Here is a 636-nt window from a genome sequence, read left to right as displayed (position 1 = left end):
AAGGCGGTGCCACCCGCACCCTGAGTACTACTGGCAACGTCGAAGTCACCAGTGCGACAAGTTTCACCTTTACTCTCGCCGGCGCTGACATTGCTGCCGTTGATGCCTTATTGAACAAGAACGGCACGTCTTCCGTCAGCAGTACCACCTACAACCTCGCCGCAGCCGACGACTGGGACAGCGCCATCACTGGTGGCAATATTCAGGATCTGACCGGCAACGGCATCACCGTCTCCAATGCCGTTCCAAGCATATTAAGCGCTACCTACGACGCCAGCACGGGCATCTTGTCTGTCTCTGCCGTCAACATCGTCGGTGGTGACACCATTGATGTCTCAAAACTGTCCCTGACAGGTCAGGCAGGTTCTTACACCTTAACCACCGCCAACGTCACCGCCAGCAGTGCCACCGCTTTCTCTGTGACACTCAACGCCGCCGACAAGCTTGCCATCAACGGCATCCTGAACAACAATGGCACAGCAGCCGTTGACACCACCACGTTTAATCTGGCCGCTGCTGCCAGTTGGGATCAGACCACCACATCCAGTGCCGACCTGACAGGCAATGCTGTCACCGTCTCGAATGTGACTGCGCCCACGATCACGTCAGCAACGTATGACGGCACCACCCACATCT

1 protein-coding gene is annotated in these 636 nt (G+C 56.9%); it reads left to right on the top strand.

Annotation, left to right across the window (positions count from 1 at the left end; all coding sequences use genetic code 11):
• On the top strand, positions 1-636 hold a 636-nt coding region (locus ACO0LH_RS28505), incomplete at both ends, for a hypothetical protein (protein WP_422944528.1).

It is taken from the genome of Undibacterium sp. TJN19 (assembly GCF_049339485.1).
GTDB lineage: Bacteria > Pseudomonadota > Gammaproteobacteria > Burkholderiales > Burkholderiaceae_D > Undibacterium.
Note: the sequence above shows the minus strand (reverse complement) of the source record. Positions and strands in the feature narration are given on the sequence as shown.